Raw genomic sequence first — 23309 nt, 5'->3', positions numbered from 1 at the left:
AGCCGGTTCGCGATTTGCCCCGCCGGCGTGCTTTTGGAACTGCCTGAGCCAGTTCCACAAACGGCCGGAACCTGTAGTGTGGAACCGGTTGAAATGGTTCTATTCGGGAAGGTGATGGAGATGGCCGATGTGACAGTGGTGGGCACGGGAGGCATGGGCGCGGCGATCGCCCGCAACCTCATCGGGGCCGGGCACCGGGTGGCGGTGTGGAACCGCGACCGGCGCAGGACGGCCCCGCTGGTCGAGGCGGGCGCCGTCGAGGTGGGACATCCGGGGGAGCTGTTCCTCTCCTCGCCCGTGGTGTTCTCGGTGCTCGCCGACGACGCGGCCGTACGCGAGGTGTTCCTCGACAGCGGCGCGCTGGAGGCGGCACCGGCGGGCGCGGTCCACGTGAACCTCGCCACGATCAGCCCCGCCCTCGCCGAGGACGCCGCCGGGCGGCACGCCGAGCACGGCGTCGGGTACGTGGCGGCGCCGATGTTCGGCGGGGTCGCGGTCGCCGAGGCCGCCAGGCTCAACGTCGTCACCGCGGGCGACCCCGCCCTGATCGACCGGGTGCGGCCGCTGCTGGACGCGATCAGCGCCCGCGTGTGGCAGGTCGGGACCGAGCCGAGGCAGGCGAACGTGGTCAAGGTCGCCGGCCAGGTGCTGATCGCCTCGGCGATCCAGTCGCTGTCCGAGGCGGTGGCGATCGCCGAACGGGGCGGGGTGGACGCCGCGACCGTGGTGGACCTGTTCACCGCCACGATCACGCCCGGTCCCGTCTACACCAATTACGGGCGGCTCATCGCCGCCGGGGCGTTCCAGCCCGCCGGGTTCACCCCGGTGCTCGGCCGCAAGGACGTCGACCTCGCCCGCGCCCAGGCCGCCGCCACGGGGTTGCGCCTGCCGGTCGGCGACCTGCTCTCGGCGCTCCTGACCGAGGCGATCTTGGCCGGGCACGAGCGGGACGACTGGGCCTCGCTGGCCGACGTGCAACGCCACCGCGACCTGCCCGAAGCCGCCTCCGCCCGCTGACCACACGGCCGGGCCGGGGTCCTTCGGGTCCTTTGGGGTCCTTGGGGTTTCCTGGCCCTTCGGGTCCACCCGGTCCACCCGGTCCTTCCGGTCCTCCCAGTCCTCCCGGTCTTCCCGGCCCTTCGGGTCTTTCCGGCCTTCCCGGCCCTTTGGGTCTTTCGGGTCCTTCGGTCGCCGGGCACTTGACCGGCGACCTCCCTTTGAGGCCCGCGGAGGGACCCCGCCCGCGCCGGAGGGCTGACGATGACGCGGGCCGGAGCCTGCCACCACCAGGACCGAGACTCCCGGCTGGGGCCTGCGGCTTGGGTGTCTACGGCCGGGGCTCTACGGCTGGAGGTCGCGCTGGTACCAGGTGCCGGTCTTGCCGCTGAGGTCGCTCGGTCCGGCCGGGCCGACCGGGACGAACCCGGCCTTGGTCAACACCCTCTGGGACGCGACGTTGTCGTGCGAGCTGGCAGCCCGAAGCGTGCGCAGCCCGTGCCGCACTGCGGCGATCCGGCACAGCTCCCGGACGGTCGCGGTCGCCACGCCGCGACCGGCGACCTGCTGCGCGACCCGATAGCCGAGTGTGGCGGTGCCGTCCTCGAAGTCGTACAGATTGAACCGGCCCAGCACCGGGCCGTCATCGGCGACGAGCACGTAGAAGGCGCTGATGCCGGCCTCCTGCTCGGCCAGCAAGGCGCTGTGCCGGTCGGCGAACCGGTCGAAGTACTCGTCGCCGCGATCCGGGACCGACAGGGCGAACCAGGCGCGGTTCGCCAGCTCGAAGGCCAGGACCGCCGAGGCGTGATCGGCATGCAACTGCTCCAGCTCGGGCACCGCCCAACCCTACCCAGACCGTGCGCTACCAGCCCTGGTCCCCGCATGTGCCAGTACGCTCGGGACGCGGCTCACACCGCAGGCAGGGACGGGTCGGGGGTCCAGGGGGTCGGTGCGGTGATGGACCACCGTTCGTGGTCGCGCCAGGCGCCGTCGATGTAGAGGTATTCGGGGGACAGCCCTTCATAACGGAAGCCCAGGCGCTGGGCGAGGGCCAGGGACGCCTTGTTGCCCGGCTGGATGTTGGCCTCCAGCCGGTGCAGCCGCAGCTCGGTGAAGGCGTACCGCAGCGCCGCCTTGATCCCTTCGGTCATGTACCCCTTCCCGGCGTACGGAACAAAGGCCGCATACCCGAGGGACGCGCCCTGGTAGCGGCCCCGGATGATCGAGTTGATGTTGACCATGCCGGCCGTCTCCCCGTTCTCCCGGACGCGGATCAGGAGGCCCAGGTTCGTGCCGTCATCGAAGCGGCGCATCCACGCCTGGAAGTCCTCGGGGGTGGCGGGCAACTGCATGTAGGGCCCGTGCAGCTCAGCGCTGCCCTGCACGAGGGAGCAGAACTCGTCCTGGTCGGAGAGGGTGAGCGGGCGCAGTTCCACCCGTGATGGCATTTCGGACATGTGGCAACGTTAGGGCGTGCCCGGGGGTTTCCGCTCCCGGTTGCGCACCCCTTCTGGCCATCCCCCCTCGCCCTGGTGACCGGACCTCGCGCTTCCGGTGCTGCGCTTCGGCCGCGCGCTCCCTGCGCGGTGCCTTCCACCCTGGCCCCCCGGCCCTCGGTCCCCAGCCTCCGGTGTCGGGCCTCCGGTTCCCGGCCCTCAGCTTCCCGTCCCCGGTTCGGCCCTTAGTCTGGCCGTGGTCCGGCCCCTACCCGCCTTACGCCCTGGTCCCGCGTCTTCCGGCCGAGTGCCGCGACCTCCCGGCCCGCCCCCGCCTCCGACCGTGTCCCGGGCCCGGCCCCCAGCCCGCCTGCCTCTAGCCCGCCCCGCCTCCAGCTCGCACCTGCGGCTTGCGTCTCCACGGTCAAGCGCCCTCCGCCCGGTACTCCCTACCGCCCAACTTCCCGCCCCGCGCAACCCCCGGGGGTGCAGGGGGCCGGGAGGCCCCTTGCCAGGGGGTGTGGGGGGCTGGGCCCCCCACTGAGAGGAGTCCGAGCAGGCGAACGCGCGGAGCGCGCCACGGGCGAGGCCCTTGCCCTACGCCCACGGGCGAAGCCCCCCCCCGCCAAGGGCCCGGACCCTTGTCCTGAGCCGAGTTGGGATGGGGAGTAAACGAATTACCCGTTGACCTTTGTTGGTATGGACAGCAAACTAATTCAGGAGTTTCGCACCCCTTGAAGGAGCATCCATGCCCTATCGCCCGCCCCTGGTCGCGCATGAGTACTTCGTGGCCGACCCGCCCGAGCTGCCGGTCCGCGCGCACGGCGAGGGAGGGCTGTCCGCGTTGACCGCCGCCGAGCTGGTGGCCGCCGACGGCGCGGGGGTGATGCTGAAGGCGGTCACCACGGCCGAGGAGACGCTGGTCGTGCAGGTGGGCGTGGCCGGTGAGGGCGTGATCCGGGTACGGCTGAGCGAGGACGCCGATGCCCGGCCCCGGTCGGAGCGGGCGATCGCGCTGGTGCGGCCGGGCACGTTCGCGGGGGCGCGGGCGGAGAGCACGGCCGACGGGCGGATCGTGGTGGACGCGGGGTCGCTGCGGGCGGAGATCCGGTTGGCGCCGTGGGAGCTGCGGTTCACGGATGCCGCCGGGGTCACGCTGGTCGAGCAGGACCGGGGGCATGTGGACATCAGCGGACGGATGCGGACGCTGCCGTTCGGGCGGTCGTCGGCGGGCGGCGGGCCGGTGGCCTATCACGAGAGTTTCGTCGCCGCGCCCGATGAGGCGTTCGCCGGGTTCGGGGAGTCGTTCGCGCGGCTGGACAAGCGCGGGCAGCGGCCGGTGATGTGGAACTTCGACGCGTTCGGCGCCGAGTCGCAGCGCGCCTACAAGAACGTGCCGCTCTATCTGTCGAGCCGGGGCTACGGGGTGCTGGTGGACAGCGGCGCGCCGACGGAGTTCGACGTGTGCCAGTCGACGCACAGCGCCGTGCAGATCGTGGTGCCGGACGACGTGCTGGACTACTACGTGATCGCCGGGCCGACGCCGCCGGAGGTGCTGGAGCGCTACGACCGGCTGACGTGCCGGCCGGAGCTGCCGCCGAAGTGGGCGTTCGGCACCTGGATCTCCTCGGGCTTCTGCGTCGACAGCCAGGAGCGGGTGCTGGCCAGGGCGCGGACGATCCGGGAGCGCGGGATCCCGTGTGATGTGCTGCATCTGGACACCTACTGGCAGGCCGACGGGCACTGGTCGGATCTGCGCTGGGACCCGGTGAACTTCCCGGATCCGGCGGCGATGCTGGCGGAGCTGGACGGGATGGGGTTCAAGGTCTGTCTGTGGATGAACCCGTACATCTCCCACCTGAGCCCCGCGTTCGCAGAAGCCGCTAACGCGGGATATTTCCTGAAAAATGGGGCGGGGGAGGCGTACGTCGCCGACACCTGGCACGGATCGTTCCCCGCCTGCGGCATCCTCGACCTGACCCGCCCCGCCGCGAAACGCTGGTTCCAGGACCGGCTCCGGGCGCTGCTGCGCCAGGGCGTGCAGGCGTTCAAGACGGACTTCGCCGAGGGCGTGCCCGCCGACGCCGTCGCCTACAACGGCATGACCGGCACCGACCTGCACAACGTCTACACGCTGCTGTTCAACGACGCGGTCGCCGAGGTGACCCGGGAGGTGCACGGGCACGGCCTGGTGTGGGCGCGCTCGTCGTTCCTGGGCGGGCAGCGGCACAGCGCCCAGTGGAGCGGCGACACGTACACGAGCTATGCCGCGATGGGCAGCACGATCCGGGGCGGGCTGGCGCACGGGCTGTCCGGGGTGCCGTTCTGGAGTCATGACGCGGGCGGGTTCACCGGGAGGCCGAGCGACGACCTGTTCGTGCGGTGGACGCAGTTCGGCGCGCTGTCGCCGCTGGTGCGGCTGCACGGCACGACGACGCGGGAGCCGTGGGAGTTCCCGGCCGTCGAGGAGCAGGCGGTCGACGCGCTGAGGCTGCGCTACCGGCTGATGCCGTACCTCTACTCGGCGGCCGTCGAGGCGGCGCGGACGGGAGCGCCGATGATGCGCGCGCTCTGCGTGGACCACCCGGAGGACCCGGTCGCCTGGCAGGCCGATCTGGAGTACCTGCTGGGGCGGGACCTGCTGGTCGCGCCGATGACCTCGCCCGGCGGCACGCGGGACGTCTACCTGCCGGATGGCGAGTGGGTGGACTACTGGACCGGCGAGACGCACGGCGGCAGGCGGTACGTGCGCGTGACGAAGCCGCTGGAGCAGATCCCGCTGTACGTGCGGCGCGGCGCGCTCGTCCCGGTCGCCGAACCGGGCGAGACCGTGACGACGCCGGACACGATCACGCTGGTCGCCTTCGGGGGCGGCGACTGCCGGATGCGGATCCACGACACCGACGGCGAGACCGCCGTCGTGGCCACCCGGGACGGCGACACGCTGCGCGTGACCGTCACCGGGCCGAAACGGGTCGCCGCCGTCGAGTTCGCCCCGGTGGCGGGCGCTCCCGGCAGGGCCGTCATCACCCAGGAGGGACCATGATCAGGAAGACTGGCGTGGCGGCGCTGGTGGCCGTGACGCTCGCGCTGTCGGCGTGCGGTGGTGGCGGCGGTGAGCCGGCGGCCGACCCGGGTCAGCCGCGCGTGCTCAAGCTCTGGCACTACGAGGCCGCCGAGAGCGCGATGGGCAAGGCGTGGGCCGAGGCGATCAAGAAGTTCGAGGCCACGCACCCGGGCGTCAAGGTGCGGTTCGAGGAGAAGAGCTTCGAGCAGATCCAGAAGACGGCGAGCATGGTGCTCAACTCCGACGAGGCGCCCGACCTCATGGAGTACAACAAGGGCAACGCCACCGCCGGCCTGCTGTCCAAGCAGGGCCTCATCGCCGACATGAGCGAGGAGGTGACCAAGCGCGGCTGGGACAAGCTGCTGCCGGGCGGCCTGGCGACCACGGCCCGCTACGACGACCGGGGCGTGATGGGCTCCGGCAACTGGTACGGGCTGCCCAACTACGGCGAGTTCGTGATGGTCTACTACAACAAGGACCTGTTCGAGAAGCACAAGGTCGAGGTCCCGGCGACGTACGAGGAGTTCACGGCCGCGCTGGACGCCTTCGTCAAGGCCGGCGTGACCCCGGTGTCGCTGGCGGGCGCCGAGTACCCGGCCCAGCAGATCGTCTACCAGCTCGCCCTCAGCAAGGCGGACCGCGCCTGGGTCGACGCGTACCAGTCCTACAAGGGCAAGGTGGACTTCCAGGGCCCGGAGCTCACGTACGGGGCGACGACGTTCGCCGACTGGGTGAAGAAGGGGTACGTCGACGAGAAGGCGTCCGGGCTGAAGGCCGAGGACATGGGCGTGGCGTTCATGAAGGGCGACTTCCCCGTCATGATCAGCGGGAGCTGGTGGTACGGCCGGGTCGCCGAGGAGGCCAAGGGGTTCGAGTGGGGCCACTTCCTGTTCCCCGGCTCGACGATGGCGCCCGGCTCCAGCGGCAACCTGTGGGTGGTGCCGGAGAAGTCGGCGAACAAGGACCTGGCCTACGACTTCATCGACATCACGATGAGCAAGGAGATCCAGAACCTGCTCGGCAACTCGGGCGGCGTCCCGGTCGCGGCCGACCCGGCGGCGATCACCGACCCGAAGAGCAAGGAGCTCATCGAGACGTTCAACAAGCTGACGGCGGCCGACGGGCTGGCCTTCTACCCCGACTGGCCCGCGCCCGGCTACTACGACGTCCTGGTCGCCGGCACGCAGCAGCTCATCAACGGCGCCAAGTCGCCGGCCGAGGTGCTGACCGAGATCGCCGGGCCGTACGAGGACAACCTCGCCGACCTCGGCAACTGAATGAGAAGGAGAGGCTACTGGCCCTACCTGGCGCCCAGCCTGCTGCTGTTCCTGGGCGTCATCGTGGTGCCGTTCCTGATGAACCTGGGCGTGAGCTTCACCCGCTGGTCGGGGGTGGGCACGCCCAGGTGGGTCGGCCTGGACAACTACGCCAGGCTGCTGGAGGACGAGCGCTTCTGGCTCTCGTTCCAGAACAACGTCGCGCTCATCGTGGCCATGGCGATCGTGCCCACGGTGATCGGCCTGGTGCTGGCCGCCGCGCTGTTCGACTACGTCGGCAAGCGGTTCGGGACGCGGACGGCGGCGGCGCTGCGGGCCATGTACTACCTGCCGCAGGTGCTGCCGGTCGCGGTGGCGGGCGTGGTGTGGGGCTGGATGCTGCACCCGTCGTACGGGGCGGTCAACCGGGCGTTCGGGCTGGAGCTGGACTGGCTGGGCGATCCCGATCTGGCGCTGGCGACGGTGATGGCGGTCATGGTCTGGTTCCAGCTCGGCTACCCCGTGGTGATCTTCATGGCGGGGTTGCAGCGCGTGGACCCGGCCTACTACGAGGCGGCCGAGCTCGACGGGGCGTCCTGGTGGCGCCGGGTGTGGCACATCACGGTGCCGCAGATCCGGCCGGAGATCTTCGTGGTGCTGCTGACGTGCACGATCGCCGCGCTGAAGGTGTTCGGGCCGATCTTCGTGCTCACGCGCGGCGGGCCGGGCAACGCCACGATGGTGCCGTCGTACTTCTCGTACCTGAACTTCTTCCAGAAGAGCAATGTCGGATACGGGTCGGCCATCGCCACGGTGCTGGCGCTGATCATCGTCGTGGTGACGTTCCTGTTCCTGCGCGTGCAGGAGCGTGAGCGATGAGGGGGCCGGGGCGCTGGGCGGTGCTCGCGGCGCTGGTCGTGCTGGCCGTGGTCATGGTGTTCCCGTTCCTGGTCGTGGCGCTCAACGCGGTCAAGTCGCCGGAGGAGTACAGCTCGGAGGGGCCGCTGAGCCTGCCCGGCGGCCTCCACCTCCAGGGCGTCGTGGACTTCTGGGAGCGGGTGGACTTCGGCGAGAAGCTCGTCAACAGCCTGCTGATCAGCGGCTCGGTGGCGGTGCTGGCGGTGGTGCTGTCGGTGCTCAACGCGTACGCGCTCGGCATCGGGCGGGTGCGCGGCCGGCTGTCGATCCTGGTGCTGTTCCTGGTGGCGAACACGCTGCCGCAGGAGGCGCTCGCTTACCCGCTCTACTACCTGGCCAAGGAGCTCGGGCTTTACGACACCCGGCTGTCGATGATCATCATCTTCACCGTGATCCAGGCGGCCTTCGGGACGTACCTGCTCAGCGCGGTGCTGGGCCAGTTCCCGAAGGAGATCCTGGAGGCGGCGGAGATCGACGGCGCGGGGCGGTTCCGGGCGCTGACCCGGATCGTGGTGCCGATCAGCCGGCCGACGCTGAGCGTGCTGATGATCTTCTTCTTCATCTGGACGTGGAACGAGTTCTTCCTCCCGCTGATCTTCCTGATCTCCAACGACAACCAGACGGTGCCGGTGGCGCTCGGCGTGCTGCAGGGGGAGCGGTACATGGACGCGACCATGTCCAGCGCCTCCGCCCTGCTGGGCATCGTCCCGGCCGTCGCGTTCTTCCTGATCTTCCAGCGCACGCTCACCCGAGGCATCACGGTCGGCGCCGTGAAGTGAGCCTCCCTTTCCCGAGGAGACACCCCCCATGTCCTTACGGTTACTCACCGCGGCCGTGCTGGCCGCCTCGCTGCTCACCGCGCCGGCCGCGCACGCGACGGCCGAGCCCGCCTTCCGCGACCCGGGGCTGCCGCTGGAGCAGCGGGTGGCCGACCTGCTTGGCCGGCTCACGCTCCCGGAGAAGCTCGGCATGCTGCACCAGTCGCAGCCGGCCATCCCCAGGCTGGGCATCCCGTACCACAAGAACGGGACCGAGGCGCTGCACGGCGTCGCCTGGTCCAACCACCGCGACGACAACTGGAACATGAAGCTCGCGAGCGGGACCGTGTTCCCGCAGGCCGTGGGCCTGGCCAGCACCTGGGACCCGGCGCTGGTCAAGCGGGTCGGCGACGCCGTGGGCGACGAGGCGCGCGGCCACAACGCGCTCGACCCGGTCCTGTGGGGGCTGCAACTGTGGGCGCCCGTCGTGGACCCGCTGCGCGACCCGCGCGCCGGCCGCAACGAGGAGGGCTATTCGGAGGACCCGCTGCTCAGCGGCACGATGGCCACCGCCTACGGCAAGGGCCTCCAGGGTGACGACCCGTTCTACCTCAAGACCGCGCCCGTGCTGAAGCACTATCTGGGCTACAACAACGAGACCGACCGCAGCCTGACCTCGTCCAACCTGACGCCCCGGCTCAAGCGCGAATACTACGAGCAGCCGTTCAGGCAGGCGATCTCGGCCGACGCCGCGACCGGCGTGATGGCCTCCTACAACCTGGTCAACGGCCGCCCCAACCACGTCAACCGGGACCTGGACGAGGTCGTCCGCTCCTGGACGGACCGGACGCTCTACAACGTGAGCGACGCATGGGGGCCGCACGCGCTCACCGACCCGGAGAAGTACTTCGACGACAAGCCGGAGGCGTTCGCCGCCGTGCTCAAGTCGGGCCAGGACAGCTTCACCATCGACGGCGCCGACTCCGGGCCGCTGGTCGAGAACCTGACGATCGCGCTGGAGCGGGGCCTCATCACCGAGGCCGACGTGGACCGGGCGGTGGGGCACGCGCTGTCGGTGCGGTTCCGGCTCGGCCACTTCGACCCGGACGGCGGCCCGTACCGGGACATCGGTCCCGAGGTGATCGACAGTGCCGAGCACCGGCGGCTGAACCGGGAGGCCGCGGGCAAGGCGGCGGTGCTCCTGCGCAACTCCGGCGTGCTGCCGCTGCGCGACCCCGGCTCGGCGGCCGTGGTGGGCCCGCTGGCCGGCAAGCTGTACGGCGACTGGTACGCGGGCAGCATGCCGTACCAGGTGACGCCGCTCGACGGGATCAAGGAGCGCGTCAAGGACGTGACCACCGCCCAGGGCCTGGAGCGGATCGCCCTCAAGCACCTCGGCTCCGGCAAGTACGTCACCGCGACGGCGGGCAACACCGCGCTGGCCGACACCACGCCCACGGCCGCCTCGCAGTGGGACCTCACCGACTGGGTGAGCGGCGTCTCCACGCTGCGCAACGCCGGCAACGGCAAGCTGCTCGGCGGCAACTGGCGCTCGCTCGACACCGACGACGACGAGCCCAACGGCTGGTACGTCCAGCAGCAGTTCGCGCTGGAGAAGCAGGCCGACGGCAGCCATCTCGTCCGTTACGCCGGGTTCGAGAGCGTGGAGAGCTGGTACGGGCTGCGCGACCCGTACGTGACCGTCAACGCCGACGGGACGCTCGGCCTGGCCCCCAAGGCGCAGGCGGCGCGCTTCGCCAAGGAGATCGTCTCCGACGGCGTCGCCGAGGCCGCCGAGCGGGCCCGCAAGGCCGACGTGGCCGTGGTGGTCGTCGGCAGCCACCCGTGGGTGCACGGCCGCGAGTTCCACGACCGCGACGACCTCCGGCTCGGCGAGGGGCAGCTCCGGCTCGTCAAGGCCGTGCGCGCGGCCAACCCGAGGACGGTCGTGGTGCTGGAGACCAGCTACCCGGTGATCGTGGACGCCCCGACGCTGCTGTGGACCACGCACGCCGGCGCCGAGACCGGGCACGCCGTGGCCGACGTGCTCTTCGGCGACGTCAACCCGGCCGGGCGGCTCACCCAGACCTGGTACGCCACCGACGACCTGCCGAGCATCCTGGACTACGACCTGGCCAAGACCGGCATGACGTACCTGTATCACCGGAGCGGCGAGCTCTACCCGTTCGGCCACGGCCTCAGCTACACCACGTTCGGCTACCAGGGGCTGCGGGTGCGCGGTGACGAGGTGAGCGTCAAGGTCACCAACACCGGCGACGTGGCGGGCGAGGAGGTCGTCCAGCTCTACACCCGCCAGCGCGCGTCGCGGTTCGACCAGCCGGTCAAGCGGCTGCGCGGCTTCGAGCGGATCGCGCTGGCGCCGGGCGAGTCGCGTACCGTCACCTTCCGGCTCGCGCGGGCGGACCTGGCCGTGTGGGATCACACGCGGGAGCGGTGGGCCGTCGAGTCCGCCACCCACGACGTGCTGGTCGGCTCCTCGTCCGACCGGATCCGCCAGCGGGCCACGCTGCGTGTCAAGGGGGAGACGATCCCGCCGAGGGATTTGTCGCGGACGACCCGGGCGATGAACTTCGACGACTACTCGGGCGTCGCGTTCGCCGACGAGAACAAGGTCGCCGGTGACGTCGTCGCGGGCTCCTCCGGCGACTGGATCTCCTTCACCGACGCCGTGTACGGGGGCGCGCTGACGGCCGGCGTCGCGTCGGTCGCGGGCGGCTCGATCGAGGTGCGGCGCGGCTCCCCGGCCGGCGCCCTGCTCGCCACCGTCACGGTCCCGGCGACGGGCGGCGTGTACGCGTGGGGCACGGCCACGGCGTCGCTCAAGGCGGGGAAGGGCGATCTGTACCTGGTGTTCCAGGGTGACGTCCGATTGCGAGACGTGGCATTTAAGTTCGTTGATTAACCAAACTATTGACCTCGATCGCCGCCTGTGTGAGCCTCTGTGGTAGCTCATGCGCGCGAGGCGCGGCGACGGTCAGGGTCCTGCAACCTGGTTCGTGCATGGCGCTCTGTCTGTTCGTCCTCGGGTGCGCTTCCGGCGTGCCCGGAAAGGGAGAGCCGCTCATGCGAAAGGCATTGCTCAGCCTGATCGCGATCACCGCCGTGCTGATGGTCACGGCGGTGGTCCGGATGGCGCCGGTCTCCGCCGTGTCGGCGGACCCGTACACCTACAAGAACGTCAGGATCGACGGCGGCGGGTTCGTGCCCGGCGTCCTGTTCAACCCCGGCGAACGCGACCTGATCTACGCCCGCACCGACATCGGCGGCGCCTACCGCTGGAACCAGTCCACCAGGTCGTGGAAGCCGCTGCTCGACTGGGTCGGCTGGGACAGGTGGGGCTGGAACGGCGTGGTCAGCATGGCCGCCGACCCGGTCGACACCGACCGGGTCTACGCCGCCGTCGGCATGTACACCAACGACTGGGACCCCAACAATGGGGCCGTCCTCCGCTCCACCGACAAGGGCGACTCCTGGCAGGCCGCCGAGCTGCCGTTCAAGCTCGGCGGCAACATGCCCGGGCGCGGCATGGGCGAGGCGCTGGCCGTCGACCCGAACAAGAACAGCGTCCTGTACCTCGGCACGCCCAACGGCAACGGCCTGTGGCGCAGCACCGACCACGGCGCGACCTGGGCGAAGGTGGCGAGCTTCCCCAACCCCGGCGACTACGCCCAGGACCCGGACGACCCCAACGGCTACCTCAGCCACCGGCCCGGCGTCGTCTGGGTGACCTACGACCCGCGCTCCTCGTCGCCGGGCAGCGCCACCCGGACGATCTACGTGGGCGTCGCCGACAAGGACAACACCGTCTACCGCACCACCGACGCCGGGGCCACCTGGGAGCGGCTGGCCGGGCAGCCGACCGGCTACATCGCGCACAAGGGCGTGCTCGACACCGAGAACGGCCACCTGTTCATCGCCACCAGCGACACCGGCGGCCCGTACGACGGCGCCAAGGGCGACGTGTGGCGGTACGCGACCGCGACCGGCACGTGGACGCAGGTCAGCCCGGTGCCGTCGGCGAGCGCCGACGACTACTTCGGCTACAGCGGCCTCACCCTCGACCGGCAGGACCCGGGCACGCTCATGGTCGCCACGCAGATCTCCTGGTGGCCCGACGTGATCTTCTTCAGGAGCACCGACTCGGGCGCCACCTGGACCCGCGTGTGGGACTGGACCTCGTACCCGAACCGCAGTTTCCGCTACAAGATGGACATCGCCGAGGTGCCGTGGCTGACGTTCGGCACCAACCCGCAGCCGCCGGAGGTCACGCCCAAGCTCGGCTGGATGACCGAATCGCTGGAGATCGACCCGTTCGACTCCGACAGGATGATGTACGGCACCGGCGCGACCATCTACGGCACCGAGGACCTCACCCGGTGGGACTCCGGCGGCCAGTTCACGATCAGGCCGATGGTCCGGGGCCTGGAGGAGACCGCGGTCCTCGACCTGGTCAGCCCGCCGACCGGCGCGCCGCTGGTCAGCGCGCTGGGCGACATCGGCGGCTTCCGCCACACGGACCTGGACGCGGTGCCGCCGATGATGTTCACCTCGCCCGGGTTCACCTCGACCACCAGCCTCGACTACGCCGAGAAGAACCCGGCCGTCATGGTCAGGGCCGGCAACTTCACCGACGCCGACCGGCCGAACGACAGCCACGTCGCCTTCTCCACCGACGGCGGCGCGAACTGGTTCCAGGGCGGCGAGCCGGGCGGGATCAACGAGGGCGGCACGGTCGCGGCGGCGGCCGACGGCTCCCGGTTCGTGTGGGCGCCCAAGGGCGTCGCCCCGCACTACTCCGTCGGCTACGGCACCTCCTGGCAGCAGGCGCGGGGCCTGCCCACGGGCGCGATCGTCGAGTCGGACCGGGTGAACCCGATGAAGTTCTACGGCTTCGCCGCCGGCCGCTTCTACGTCAGCACCGACGGCGGCGCGAGCTTCACCGCCACGGCCGCGACCGGGCTGCCCGCCGAGGGCAACACCCATTTCAAGGCGCTGCCGGGCAGGGAGGGCGACGTCTGGCTGGCCGGCGGGACGGGCCTGTTCCACTCGACCGACAGCGGCGCCTCCTTCACCAAGCTGCCCGGCATCACGTCGGCGGTGAACGTCGGCTTCGGCAAGGCCGCGCCCGGCGCCACCTACCAGGCCCTGTACGCGGTGGCGACCGTCGGCGGCGTCACGGGCCTCTACCGGTCCGACGACGCGGGCTCGTCCTGGGTGCGCATCAACGACGACGAGCACCAGTGGGGCAACATGGGCGAGGCCCTGACAGGCGACCCGCGCGTGTACGGGCGCGTCTACCTGGGCACCAACGGCCGGGGCATCATCTACGGCGACCGCACCGGCCCCGAGCCGACGATCACCCCCACGGCCACGGTCACCCCGACGGCCACGGTCACGCCCACGGCGACGGTCACCCCGACCACCGACAAGGCGTGCACCGCCACCTACCAGCCCGGCAACCAGTGGCCGGGCGGCTTCCAGGCGGGCGTGACGGTCAAGAACACCGGCGCCTCGGCCGTCTCCGGCTGGAAGGTCACCTGGACCTTCCCCGGCGACCAGCGCATCACCCAGCTCTGGAACGGCTCCCACACCCAGACGGGCGCCGCGGTGAGCGTGACCGACGCCGGTTACAACGGCGCCGTCCAGCCGGGCGCGAGCACGTCGTTCGGCTTCACCGGCGGCCACTCCGGGAGCAACACCCCGCCCGCCACGCTCACCTGCGCGGCGAGCTGACCTGACGCGAGGGGGCGGCGTGCGGGCCGCCCCCTCGCGCTCAGCCCTTGATCGCCCCCACGATCACGCCCTTGGTGAAGTGGCGCTGCACGAACGGGTAGATGATCAGCGCCGGGACCACCGCGATCACCACGATCGCCATCTTGATCGCCAGCGTCGGGGGAGCGTCGTGCCCCATGCCGCTCACGCCCAGCGTCGCGGTGGGCAGCGGGTTGGAGTCGACCACGTACTGCCGCAGGATGAGCGCCAGCGGCCACTTGCGCGTGTCGTCGATGTAGAGCATCGCGTTGAACCACGCGTTCCAGTAGCCGACCGCGTAGAACAGGCCGACGACCGCCGTGACCGCCTTGGACATGGGCAGCACGATCCGCCACAGGATGCGGAACTCGCCGGCCCCGTCGATCCGCGCGCTGTCCATGATCTCGCCGGGGATGTTCATGAAGAACGCCCGCAGCACCACGACGTTGAACGCGGACACGGCCGTCGGCAGGATGAGCGACCAGTAGCTGTCCTTCAGCCCGAGCCCGCTGACCATCAGGTAGACGGGGATGATGCCGGGGAAGAACACGAACATCAGCAGCACGCTGAACAGCAGCGGCCGGTGCGCGAACGAGCCGGGCCGCGACAGCGAGTACGCGCCCAGCACGCTGACGCCCAGGCTGATGGCGGTGCCGCCGACGGTCACGAGCGTGCTCACCAGGACGGCCCGGCTGACCACCGAATCCGAAAATATTTGGATATAGGCGTCGAAATGGATGCCTTCGGGCACCAGGACCAGCCCGCCCCCCCGGTTCACGGTCGCCGCCGAGCTCAGGCTCGTCAGCACGATCGTGTAGAGCGGGAACAGCACGGCCAGCACGATCAGCGTGAGCAGCGTTCCCTTGCCGACCCGGCCCGCGGGGGAGGGCGCCTCCTCCCACGCCGCCAGCCCGGCGGGCTTCCTGCCCCGCCTCGTCGCCAAGAGCGTCATGACTTCGAATACACCCCTCGCTCGCCGAACGCGTGGGCCACCCGGTTCGCCGCCAGGATCAGCAGCAGTCCGACCAGCCCCTTGAACAACCCGGCGGCCGCGCCGTACCCGAGGTCGCCGGTGCGCAGGCCGGACCAGTAGACGAAGGTGTCGAACACCTCCGACGCCTCGCTCCCGACGGCGCTGCGCTGCAGCATGAACTGCTCGAACCCGACGTTCAGCGCGTCGCCCAGGCGCAGGATCAGCAGCAGGATGATGACCGGGCGCAGCCCGGGCAGCGTGATGTGCCACATCCGGCGCCACCGCTTGGCGCCGTCGACCGCCGCGGCCTCGTACAGGCTCGGGCTGATCGTGCTGAGCGCGGCCAGGAAGATGATCGCGCCCCAGCCCGCGTCCTTCCAGATCGTCTGGGACGTCAGCAGCAGGATGAACGTGTCGGAGTTCGTCATCCAGTCGACGCCCTCGTGGCCCCGCTCGCGCAGGAGTTGCGACAGCAGCCCGGCCCCGCCGAACATCTGCTGGAAGATGGCCACGACCAGCACCCAGGAGAAGAAGTACGGCATGTAGACGACGCCCTGCACGAACGCCCGCAGCCGGGCCGAGACCACGCTGTTGAGCAGCAGCGCCAGCATGATCGGCACCGGGAAGTAGAACACGAGCTGGAACGCGGTGATCGCCAGCGTGTTCACCATCGCGCGCAGGAACTGCGGATCCTCGAAGAGCAGCGCGAAGTTCGTGAACCCGATGACCGGGCTGCCCAGGATGCCGTCGGTGTAGGGGTTGTAGTCCTGGAAGGCGATGACGTTGCCGAGCGCCGGGATCCACCAGAAGGCCAGGACGACCAGCAGCATCGGCAGGTTCATCAGGACCAGTGGCCAGTCCCTGCGCAGCTTGGCCCGCCAGGTCAGCTCCTTGCCGGGCCTGGCGGCCCGCCTCCGGCGTGGTGTGGCGGCGGTCGCGGAGATCACAGCCTGCCGTTCTCCCGGGCGACCTTGCTGTAGAAGTCCCTGGCCTCGTTGCCGCCCTGGTCCTGCCATTCCTTCACGATCTGCTTCCACTCGGAGACCGGCCGCTTGCCTCGGTAGATCTCGTTGAGCTTGTCCTCGGTCGGCTGCGCGAGTGCGGCCATCTTCGACGGCACCTCCACGCGGAGGCCGACGAACGGGTCGTTCTCCAGGTGCTTGGAGGCGGCGGTCTGCCACTCCCACATCGCCTGGACGTAGCCGGGGTACTGGCTCTGCGAGGTGGCGCCGGGCCGGCCCGACAGGAACAGGTAGGTGGGCGCGACCTCCTTGCGCCCGAGCGCGGTGGGCGTGACCTTGCCGTCCTTGACGTCGTAGTGCTTGCCCTCGACGCCGTTGTTGACCAGCTCGTACTCCTGGGTGCCGAACGGGGCCGAACACCAGTTGGCCAGCCCGAGCAGCTCGCGGGTGCGCGCGTCGCCGAGGCCCTTCTTGATGAAGGTGAACATGCCGGCGGGCTCGTTGCGCCACACCATGATCTTGCCGCCCGGCTTGGCCGGGTAGGGGGCGACCGCCCGCATGTCGAACTTGGGGTTGTCCGGCAGGAAGCGGCCCAGCGCCTCGTGCCAGGAGCCGGGGCCGTCCTTGTAGATGACGAGCTGGCCGCTGCCGAAGGGCGCCTTCTGGTCGGCGTCCTTGTTGGCCACGACGTCCGGGTGCACCCAGCCGCTCTCGAAGAGCTTGGTGACGAACTCGACGGAGGCGGCGAACTCGTCGGTCTCGTACTTGTACACCAGCTTGCCGCCGACGTTGCGCCACTCGCGCGGGGAGTCGAAGGCGCGCTGGATCTCCTGGTCGACGGCGCCGAACGCCCAGCGCTTCTTCTTCGGGTCGGTCAGCTCCTTGCCGAGCACGAGCAGGTCGTCGGCGCTCTTGGGCTGCGCCAGGCCGAGCTCGTCGAGGATGTCCTGGCGGACGAACGTGGCGAGCGCGTACGGGTCGTTCTGCCACGGGATGCCCTGGAGGACGCCGCCGAACACGCCGTAGTGCCAGGCGGCGGTGTCGTAGTTGGCCAGCAGCGGGAACTCCTTGGCCTTGTCCCCGGCCAGGTAGGGCGACAGGTCGGCGAAGAGCTTGTTGGCGGCCTCGGTGAAGTGCGCGATCGTGATGAGGTTCCAGCCGGGGATCTGCATCATGTCGGGGACGTCGCCGCTGGCCAGGAGGGTGTTCAATTTCTGTACGTACGTGTTGCCGTCGGAGATGTTGAACCGGACGGTGCCGCCGAGCCGTTCGTTGACGGTCTCGTAGTAGGAGTTGTCGCCGAGCCCCGGAGGGACCGTGCCCCACAGCGGCGTCATCGCCGTCACCTCCTTGCCGCTGGTCAGCGGCGTGGCCGTGACCGCCCGCACCATCTGGGCCGGCCGGGTGACGAAGCCTGGGTAGACGAACTCGGAGCCCGGCAGGTCGGGCGTGAGGCCGGGGATCTCGAACGGGATCCGGTTCGGCACCAGGCTCTTGAGCTTGTCCGCGGCCACGGCCGTGCCTTTGGACAGCTCGCGCTTCTCCGCGCAGCCGGTGGTCGCCGCCAGGACGCCCGCACCTACCAGGCCGAGAAACCCGCGACGGGTCGTCTGAGGTGACATGGCTCGGTCCCTTCTCTGAGTGGGGGATGGCCTCGAGAAAATTAGTTGGTATTTCGACCAAACAAATTAGTAGACTGTGACCGTACCCACAAGGGAGCGTCACGGTCACAGGTTGGTGAAGGGAGCCCGCGATGCGGCATGCTGGGGTCACTTCTCGGCGGGAACGGGGCTGATATTGATCACATCCACGACCGGCCCGCAGCCGGCCGACTTCGCGGACGTCCGGGCCACCAACCTCGCGGTCGTGCTGCGCTTCGTGCGCGAGCACGCGCCGTGCTCCCGGGCCGACATCGCGGCGTCGACGGGGCTGAACAAGGCCACCGTGTCCAGCCTGGTCGCCGACCTCATCGACCGGCGGCTGGTGCGCGAGACCGGCCTGACGGAGAACCGCGTGGGCAGGCCCGCCACGATGCTCGTGCTCGACGGCTCGCCCTACGCCGCGATCGGCGTCGAGATCAACGTCGACTACGTCACCGCTGTGGCCACCGGGCTGGCCGGGGAGCGGCTGCTCACCTGGCGGCGCTCGTTCGGCGCCGGTGACTCGGTCAACCAGGGCGTGGCCGCCGTCGCCGCGATCGTCCGGCGGGTGATCAACCGGATGGCCAAGGAGGAGCGGCAGGTCCTCGGGCTCGCCGTCGGCCTGCCCGGCCTCGTCGACGTGCAGGGCACCGTGCGCATCGCGCCCAACCTCGGCTGGTACGACGCCGACATCGGCGGCGACCTGGCCAAGGCGCTGCGCGATCCCGGGTTCGCCATCCAGGTCGACAACGACGCCAACCTGGCGGCCCTGGCCGAGCAGCGGTTCGGCGCCCACGCCGGGGCCGCCGACCTGATCTACCTGACCGGCGAGATCGGCGTCGGCGCGGGCGTCATCCTCGACGGGCGGCTGCGGCGCGGCGCGCTCGGCTACAGCGGCGAGCTCGGCCACGTCCAGCTCGACCCGGACGGCCCGGAGTGCCGCTGCGGGCGGCGCGGCTGCCTGGAGGCGGTGGCCGGCATCGGCGCCGTGCTGCGCCGGCTGGACCCCTCACCGGCCGAGATCGAGGTGGAGATCGAGGAGGTCGTGCGCTCGGCCCGCGCGGGCGACGACAGCACGCTGACCCTGCTCGCCTCCGTCGGCGCCGGGCTCGGCCGGGGCGTGTCGATCATCGCCAACCTGCTCAACCCGGAGGTCGTCATCCTCGGCGGCTACTACGTGCCGCTCGCGCCGTGGCTGCTGCCCGCCGTGCACGCCGAGGTCGCCGACCGGGCCATCGCGCCGCAGGCCGGCGGCGTGCGGGTGGTGGCCTCGACGCTCGGGCACGACGCCGCCGCGCTGGGCGGCGCCGCCCGCGTGCTCGACTCGGTGGATTCGGGAAGATTGCCCGGAGGAATCTCGCGAAACTCTTGACCCGGGTTCGCGGCGACGTGCACCCTTCATGAAACTCCACGAAACATCCCCGAAACGCCCCCGGCCGGTCATCGAAGCGCTTCGACACCCCCTCAGAGGATGGCCATGCACGAACCCTTCCGCGACCCCGAGCTCCCCCTTCCCGACCGGATCGCCGACCTGTCGAGCAGGCTCACTCTGGCCGAGAAGGTGGGCCTGCTGCACCAGTACCAGGCGCCCGTCGAGCGGCTGGGCGTCGGCCCGTTCCGCACCGGCACCGAGGCGCTGCACGGCCTGGCCTGGCTCGGGCCCGCCACCGTGTTCCCGCAGGCGATCGGGCTGGCCTCGACCTGGGACCCGGAGCTGGTCCGCCGGGTCGGCGAGGCGACCGGCGACGAGGTGCTGGCCTTCCACCACAAGGACCCGACCGGCGCCGGGCGCAACGTGTGGGCCCCGGTCGTCAACCCGCTGCGCGACCCGCGCTGGGGGCGCAATGAGGAGGGCTACTCCGAGGACCCCTGGCTGACCGGTCTCATGGGCGCGGCGTACGCCCACGGCCTTCGTGGGAGCGCTCCCGTACTGAAGACGGCGCCCACGCTCAAGCACTTCCTCGCCTACAACAACGAGACCGACCGCTGCGAGACCTCCAGCAACCTCCCGCCGCGCGTGCTGCACGAGTACGAGCTGCCCGCCTTCCGCCCCGCGCTCGAACAGGGCGCCGCCGTCGCCGTCATGCCCTCCTACAACCTCGTCAACGGCCGCCCCGCCCACCTCAGCCCGCTGATCAACGAACTGCTGCGCGCCTGGGCGCCCGACGACCTGCTCGTCGTCAGCGACGCCTACGCCCCCGGCAACCTATACGGCCTCCAGGGCTACCACGACACCCCCGCCGAGGCGTACGCGCACGCCGTCCGCGCCGGGCTCGACAGCTTCACCCAGGACGACGACCGCGCCGAGGCCACCCTCGGCCACCTGCGCGACGCCCTCGACCAAGGGCTGCTCACCGAGGACGACATCGACACCGCCGTGCGGCACGCCCTGTCGATCCGGTTCCGGCTCGGCGAGTTCGACCCCGCGACCCCGTACGACGACATCACCGAAGAGGTCGTCAACTGCCCGGCGCACCAGGAGCTCGCCCGCGAGGCGGCCCGGCGCTCGATCGTGCTGCTCGACAACGACGGGCTGCTGCCGCTGCGCGACGTCACCACTGTCGCCGTCATCGGGCAGCTCGGCGACACCGTCCTGGAGGACTGGTACAGCGGCACCCTCCCGTACGCCGTCACCGCCCGAGGCGGGATCGCCGAACGGTGCACGACCGTGTTCTGCGAAGGCGTCGACCGGGTCACGCTCACTGCCGAGGCCGGGCCCGTGACCGCCGACCCCGCCGGAGGGCCGCTCAGCCTCGGCAGCGCGGAGGCCGACACGTTCGACGTGTTCGACTGGGGCGGCGGCGCCTACGCCCTGCGCGCCGTGGCCACCGGCCGGTTCGTGTCCGTGGCCGACGGCGTGCTCGTCAACGACCAGCCGGGGCCCAACGGGTGGGAGGTGCGCCAGACGTTCCGCATGGAGGAACGCCCGCGCGGCTCGCTCGCCCTGCGCCACATCTCCACCGGCTGCTACGTCGGCGCGGCAGCCGACGGCACCCTGCGCCTCGTCGACGACGCCGACCAGGCCGTCTGGCTCGTCATGGACGTCATCAGGGACGGCGCCCGGCAGGCCGCCGACCTGGCCGCCGCCGCCGACGTGGCCGTCGTCGTCGTGGGCGACCACCCCCTCGTCAACGGCCGCGAGACCGAGGACCGCACCACCCTCGCCCTCGCCCCAGCCCAGGACGCCGTCGTCCGCGCCGTGCGCGCCGCCAACCCGCGCACCGTCATGGTCGTCACCAGCGGCTACCCGCTCACCTGGACCGCCACCGGGCTGCCCGCCGTCCTCTGGTCCGCCCACGGCGGCCAGGAGTACGGCCGCGCCCTCGCCGACGTGCTCTTCGGCGACGCCGACCCCGAAGGCCGGCTCACCCAGACCTGGTACCGCTCCGAACAGGAGCTCCCCGACCTGCTCGACTACGACATCATCACCGCCGACGCCACCTACCTCTACTTCCGCGGCACCCCCCGCTACCCCTTCGGCCACGGCCTCAGCTACGCCGCCTTCGACTACAGCGGCCTGCGCGTGACTCTGACGGGAGACACGGTCACCGGCGAGGTCACCGTCACCAACACCGGCGACCGGCCCGGCGCCGAAGTCGTCCAGTTCTACACCCACCAGCAGCGCTCCCGCGTCAAGCAGCCGCTGCGCCGCCTGCGCGGCTTCGAGCGCGTCCGCCTCGCCCCCGGCGAGAGCCGCACCGTCCGCCTCACCCTGCCCGTGACCGAGCTCGCCTTCTGGGACGTCACCCGTAGCCGCTTCGTCGTCGAGACCGCCCCGCACCAGCTCATGGTCGGCCGCAGCGCCACCGATTTGCGGCTCAGCGCCCGCTTCGAGGTCACCGGCGAGAACGTCCCGCCCCGCCGCGGCCTCCTGCGCGCCGTCGACCACGACTCCTACGACGCCGTCACCTTCACCGACGCCGCCCGCGAGAACGGCGAAGCCGTACGCGCCGAGACCGAAGGCGCCTGGATCCTCTTCCGCCAGGTCGACCTCACCGGCGCCGCCTCCTGCCTCGCCGTCGCCGGCAGCACCGAAGGCGGCGTCATCACCCTGCGCCTCGGCGACCCCCTCTACGGCAAGTCCCTCGCCACCTTCCCCGTGCCCCGCACCGGCCGCCACGACCAGCACGCCATCGCCGCCTCCCTTGCGGGCGTGCGCGGCGTGCACGATCTTTATGTCGTGTTCGAGAACGACGGCATCACGCTGGCCCAGCTCGACCTCGGAGCCGGCGCTTGAGCGGGCGCACGGTCACGATCGCCGAAGTCGCCCGGCACGCCGGCGTGGCCGTCAGCACCGTCTCCTACGTGCTCAGCGGCAAACGCACCATCTCCGCCGACACCCGGCGCCGCGTCCTCGACAGCATCAACGCCCTCGGCTACCACCCCCACGCCGGCGCCCGCGCCCTCGCCAGCAAACGCGCCAACGTCATCGCCCTCGTCCTGCCGCTGCGCGCCGGCATGCACGTGCCCGTCCTCATGCGCTTCGCCAGCGCCGTCGTCACCGCCGCCCGCGGCTACGACCACGACGTGCTCCTCCTCACCGCCGACGAAGGCACCGACGGCATCCGCCGCGTCGCCGCCAGCGCCCTCGTCGACGCCTTCGTCCTCATGGACGTCGAACTCGACGACCGCCGCGTCCCCCTCCTGCGCGACCTCGCCGAACCCAGCGTCCTCATCGGCTTCCCCGCCTCACCCGCCGGCCTTACCTGCGTCGACCTCGACTTCGCCGCCGCCGGCGAACGCTGCGTCGCCCACCTCGCCGAACGCGGCCACACCCAGATCGCCCTGCTCGGCGCCCCCGCCGTCGTCTACGAACGCGGCACCGGCTTCGCCCGCCGCACCCGCGAAGGCTTCCTCGCCGCCCTCACCGTCCACCACGTCACCGGCGTCGCCCTGCCCTGCGAGGAGACCTTCGACGAGGTGTACGAGACCGTCCGCACGCTCCTGACCGACCGGCCTGGCCTCTCCGGCCTCGTCGTCCACAACGAAGCCGCCGTCGGCCACGTCCTCAGCGCCCTGCGCCAGCTCGGCAAACGCGTCCCCCACGACGTCGCCGTGGTCGCCATCTGCCCCGACGACGTCGCCGAACGCGCCAGCCCGCCGCTCACCTCCGTCCTCATCCCCGCCGAGGAGGTCGGCCGCGAAGCGGTGCGCCTCGTCATGGACAAACTCGCCGGCAAGCCCGCCCCCCAGGCCACCCTCCTCCCCCCACACCTGGCCCTCCGCGCCAGCACCTGACCCCCAGCCCTCCTCCCTTTGACGACGCCCGCCGTAGCGGGCGCGGCCTTTCCGGGGAGGGCGGCGGCTGCCCCGAGCCGCCGCGCGCCGCCCCCTCCCAGAGAGCCGCCCGCCGCAGCGGGGCCTCGCCTTGTCGCAGGGGCGTGGGCTCCGGGGAGGCGGTGGGACTGTCTCACCAGGACGCGCCGTCGTCGGGCCCGCCCGTGGCCCCCGGGGGCTCGCGACCTCACCAGGCCCGCCGTCCCCTCCTCGGAGAGGTCCCGCCTCCCTCCCCGAAGAGACGCCCGCCG

15 protein-coding genes are annotated in these 23309 nt (G+C 71.1%); 10 read left to right on the top strand and 5 right to left on the bottom strand.

The window, feature by feature from the left end:
* Positions 1-93: 93 nt before the first annotated feature.
* The gene (locus AB0G11_RS05695; RefSeq protein WP_357584171.1) at positions 94-1017 is read left to right on the top strand and encodes an NAD(P)-dependent oxidoreductase; all 924 of its coding nucleotides are present in this window, start codon (positions 94-96) and stop codon (positions 1015-1017) included.
* 324 nt (positions 1018-1341) lie between these two features.
* On the opposite strand, the gene AB0G11_RS05690 is transcribed toward AB0G11_RS05695, so the two are convergent.
* Both AB0G11_RS05690 and AB0G11_RS05685 read right to left on the bottom strand, forming a co-directional pair.
* Complete coding sequence (locus AB0G11_RS05690; RefSeq protein ID WP_357584169.1) at positions 1342-1836, bottom strand: GNAT family N-acetyltransferase; 495 nt, start codon at positions 1834-1836, stop codon at positions 1342-1344.
* A 71-nt stretch (positions 1837-1907) separates the two neighbouring features.
* Positions 1908-2456 (bottom strand): GNAT family N-acetyltransferase, encoded by a 549-nt coding sequence (locus AB0G11_RS05685; protein ID WP_357584167.1) that lies wholly within the window; start codon positions 2454-2456, stop codon positions 1908-1910.
* A gap of 727 nt (positions 2457-3183) precedes the next feature.
* Here AB0G11_RS05685 and AB0G11_RS05680 point away from each other — a divergent pair.
* From AB0G11_RS05680 to AB0G11_RS05655, 6 genes are all read left to right on the top strand, one after another.
* Entirely contained in the window at positions 3184-5481 is a 2298-nt protein-coding gene (locus AB0G11_RS05680; protein ID WP_357584165.1) for a TIM-barrel domain-containing protein, read from the top strand.
* Complete coding sequence (locus tag AB0G11_RS05675; protein ID WP_357584163.1) at positions 5478-6779, top strand: extracellular solute-binding protein; 1302 nt, start codon at positions 5478-5480, stop codon at positions 6777-6779. Before AB0G11_RS05680 ends, AB0G11_RS05675 begins: the two co-directional genes overlap by 4 nt.
* Complete coding sequence (locus tag AB0G11_RS05670) at positions 6780-7637, top strand: sugar ABC transporter permease (RefSeq protein WP_357584161.1); 858 nt, start codon at positions 6780-6782, stop codon at positions 7635-7637.
* On the top strand, positions 7634-8455 hold the full coding sequence (locus tag AB0G11_RS05665; protein WP_357584159.1) for a carbohydrate ABC transporter permease: 822 nt from the start codon (positions 7634-7636) through the stop codon (positions 8453-8455). Before AB0G11_RS05670 ends, AB0G11_RS05665 begins: the two co-directional genes overlap by 4 nt.
* 28 nt (positions 8456-8483) lie before the next feature.
* A complete protein-coding gene (locus AB0G11_RS05660) occupies positions 8484-11357 on the top strand; it encodes a glycoside hydrolase family 3 C-terminal domain-containing protein (protein WP_357584157.1) in 2874 nt (957 codons plus the stop codon).
* Between the two features lie 161 nt (positions 11358-11518).
* A complete protein-coding gene (locus tag AB0G11_RS05655; protein WP_357584155.1) occupies positions 11519-14188 on the top strand; it encodes a cellulose binding domain-containing protein in 2670 nt (889 codons plus the stop codon).
* A gap of 40 nt (positions 14189-14228) precedes the next feature.
* On the opposite strand, the gene AB0G11_RS05650 is transcribed toward AB0G11_RS05655, so the two are convergent.
* From AB0G11_RS05650 to AB0G11_RS05640, 3 genes are read right to left on the bottom strand one after another with little or no spacing between them, the layout of a single operon-like run.
* Complete coding sequence (locus AB0G11_RS05650) at positions 14229-15158, bottom strand: carbohydrate ABC transporter permease (protein WP_357584153.1); 930 nt, start codon at positions 15156-15158, stop codon at positions 14229-14231.
* Complete coding sequence (locus AB0G11_RS05645; RefSeq protein ID WP_219499890.1) at positions 15155-16126, bottom strand: ABC transporter permease subunit; 972 nt, start codon at positions 16124-16126, stop codon at positions 15155-15157. The genes AB0G11_RS05650 and AB0G11_RS05645 overlap by 4 nt, the downstream gene beginning before the upstream one ends.
* Entirely contained in the window at positions 16123-17763 is a 1641-nt protein-coding gene (locus tag AB0G11_RS05640) for an extracellular solute-binding protein (protein ID WP_357584151.1), read from the bottom strand. Before AB0G11_RS05640 ends, AB0G11_RS05645 begins: the two co-directional genes overlap by 4 nt.
* Positions 17764-17938: 175 nt before the next feature.
* Between AB0G11_RS05640 and AB0G11_RS05635 the strand changes: the two genes are divergently transcribed.
* From AB0G11_RS05635 to AB0G11_RS05625, 3 genes are all read left to right on the top strand, one after another.
* Positions 17939-19153, top strand: a complete 1215-nt coding sequence (locus AB0G11_RS05635) for an ROK family transcriptional regulator (RefSeq protein ID WP_357584149.1) — start codon at positions 17939-17941, stop codon at positions 19151-19153.
* A gap of 105 nt (positions 19154-19258) precedes the next feature.
* Positions 19259-22018, top strand: coding sequence for a glycoside hydrolase family 3 C-terminal domain-containing protein (locus tag AB0G11_RS05630; RefSeq protein ID WP_357584147.1), 2760 nt, complete (start codon positions 19259-19261; stop codon positions 22016-22018).
* Complete coding sequence (locus tag AB0G11_RS05625) at positions 22015-23019, top strand: LacI family DNA-binding transcriptional regulator (protein WP_219499882.1); 1005 nt, start codon at positions 22015-22017, stop codon at positions 23017-23019. Before AB0G11_RS05630 ends, AB0G11_RS05625 begins: the two co-directional genes overlap by 4 nt.
* The last annotated feature ends 290 nt before the right edge of the window (positions 23020-23309 follow it).

The sequence above is a fragment of the Nonomuraea sp. NPDC023979 genome (assembly GCF_040639085.1).
GTDB lineage: Bacteria > Actinomycetota > Actinomycetes > Streptosporangiales > Streptosporangiaceae > Nonomuraea > Nonomuraea ceibae.
This window is presented reverse-complemented; position numbering and strand designations above follow the sequence as displayed.

What these genes read in the sequence shown, in the direction of transcription:
- AB0G11_RS05695 (WP_357584171.1), top strand. Translation starts at nt 94, where the DNA reads ATGGTTCTATTCGGGAAGGTGATGGAGATGGCCGATGTGACAGTGGTG.
- AB0G11_RS05685 (WP_357584167.1), bottom strand. Translation starts at nt 2,456, where the DNA reads ATGTCCGAAATGCCATCACGGGTGGAACTGCGCCCGCTCACCCTCTCC.
- AB0G11_RS05680 (WP_357584165.1), top strand. Translation starts at nt 3,184, where the DNA reads ATGCCCTATCGCCCGCCCCTGGTCGCGCATGAGTACTTCGTGGCCGAC.
- AB0G11_RS05675 (WP_357584163.1), top strand. Translation starts at nt 5,478, where the DNA reads ATGATCAGGAAGACTGGCGTGGCGGCGCTGGTGGCCGTGACGCTCGCG.
- AB0G11_RS05670 (WP_357584161.1), top strand. Translation starts at nt 6,780, where the DNA reads ATGAGAAGGAGAGGCTACTGGCCCTACCTGGCGCCCAGCCTGCTGCTG.
- AB0G11_RS05665 (WP_357584159.1), top strand. Translation starts at nt 7,634, where the DNA reads ATGAGGGGGCCGGGGCGCTGGGCGGTGCTCGCGGCGCTGGTCGTGCTG.
- AB0G11_RS05660 (WP_357584157.1), top strand. Translation starts at nt 8,484, where the DNA reads ATGTCCTTACGGTTACTCACCGCGGCCGTGCTGGCCGCCTCGCTGCTC.
- AB0G11_RS05655 (WP_357584155.1), top strand. Translation starts at nt 11,519, where the DNA reads ATGCGAAAGGCATTGCTCAGCCTGATCGCGATCACCGCCGTGCTGATG.
- AB0G11_RS05650 (WP_357584153.1), bottom strand. Translation starts at nt 15,158, where the DNA reads ATGACGCTCTTGGCGACGAGGCGGGGCAGGAAGCCCGCCGGGCTGGCG.
- AB0G11_RS05640 (WP_357584151.1), bottom strand. Translation starts at nt 17,763, where the DNA reads ATGTCACCTCAGACGACCCGTCGCGGGTTTCTCGGCCTGGTAGGTGCG.
- AB0G11_RS05630 (WP_357584147.1), top strand. Translation starts at nt 19,259, where the DNA reads ATGCACGAACCCTTCCGCGACCCCGAGCTCCCCCTTCCCGACCGGATC.